Origin of the sequence: Allostigmatella hybrida (assembly GCF_020103775.1) — a bacterium.
Lineage (GTDB): Bacteria > Myxococcota > Myxococcia > Myxococcales > Myxococcaceae > Hyalangium > Hyalangium aurantiaca.
Genome location: NZ_JAHXBH010000075.1, coordinates 1 through 1,307, shown reverse-complemented (window position 1 = coordinate 1,307; position 1,307 = coordinate 1). Strand labels below are relative to the sequence as shown.

The following is a 1,307-nucleotide window of genomic DNA, read 5'->3' as shown; positions in this document are numbered from 1 at the left end:
GAAGTGCCTGAGAACTCTTCAGTTATCGGTGGGTCCCCACCCGGTGATCCCTCCCCCGGTGATCGATCCGGGCTAGGCGGCAGACATCCCATGTCGAACCAGCCCAGCTCACGCTTGCTGCACCGTTGATGCAAGTCACCGCAGGCTGGCACATTCGCTCTCGCGAACCAACTGGTTTAGGAAATCACGGTCGGCCCAAGGGGCTCCATATACACCATAGCGCGCGCTGCGTGCTAGCTGCGGTACACTCCGCAAATCGGGTACCTGCGGAGGACTCAGTGGAACATGACGAGTGGCTCAAGAACGAACTGGACAACATGCGCGTCCAACTTATTGCAAAGGCTACGGACAACCGCTGCGATGAGAAGACGTATGTCGAAACTCGAGAGCGTCTCCTCAAGTCGAAACTTGCACCAATCCTCCCTCCGTGGCTCAAGAAGTACCGCTTTCCCTCGGACTTCTGGCCATTCATCTCCGAGCAGGGCCGAACATGGGCGGAGCGGCGCGCCTTCATCACGGACGCGCTGGATCCTGCATACACCGCCCTTGAGCGAGACAACGCACCCGTGGTCGATCTCGCCGCGTCAAGGCTTGCGAACCTCGGCTCTGACTACGTCCTTGGCGTATGGAACAAAGCGGTACAACGTGCGGCCGAGGATCCAGAAGGAGCGATTACGGCAGCCAGAGCCCTGCTGGAGGCAGTGGCAAAGCACATCTTAGAAGACCTTGGGGCAGAGGTTCCCACCAAGCCAGACCTTCCGACCCTCTACCACGCGGTTGCCAAGGCGTTAAACCTCGCGCCCGCCCAGCACACTGAGAACACCTTCAAAACAATCCTTGGAGGCTGCACGTCCGTGGTGAGCGGCTTGGCCAACCTCCGCAACGAGCATGGTGACGCGCATGGGCTCGGACGCAAGATCTCGCGGCCAGCGGGGCGACACTCGCGACTCGCCGTCAACTTGGCCGGCTCGCTAGCAATGTTCTTGGCGGAGACCTACGAGGCTCGGAAAGAATCCAGTCCCAAAGCTCAGGGCAGGGAGGCGTTGTCCACAGCTACGCCCCACCGCAAGTAGGCTATTGGGACGGCCTGCGGCGGTGGCTGAAGGCCACTAAGCCCCCGGCCATGAATGCTGTACACCTGCGGCGCGGCGCTGCTGCAATTCGCCCTGCGCCGCATCCATCAGGGGCTGTAGCGTAGGTGATCAACATCTATGTCCGGGGGCTTAGACTCACCCCTTTCAAGGTGATGGAGGGGGTAGTCCCCGGACGAGCGAGTCAAAGAGCCGTCCGGGCATGGAGAGTGGGGA

The 1,307-nt window shown here is 61.0% G+C and carries 1 protein-coding gene; it reads left to right on the top strand.

Annotated features, from left to right (window positions below; all coding sequences use genetic code 11):
• The first annotated feature begins 278 nt into the window (after positions 1 to 278).
• Positions 279 to 1,073 (top strand): abortive infection family protein, encoded by a 795-nt coding sequence (locus tag KY661_RS37080; RefSeq protein WP_225414680.1) that lies wholly within the window; start codon positions 279 to 281, stop codon positions 1,071 to 1,073.
• Positions 1,074 to 1,307: the final 234 nt, after the last annotated feature.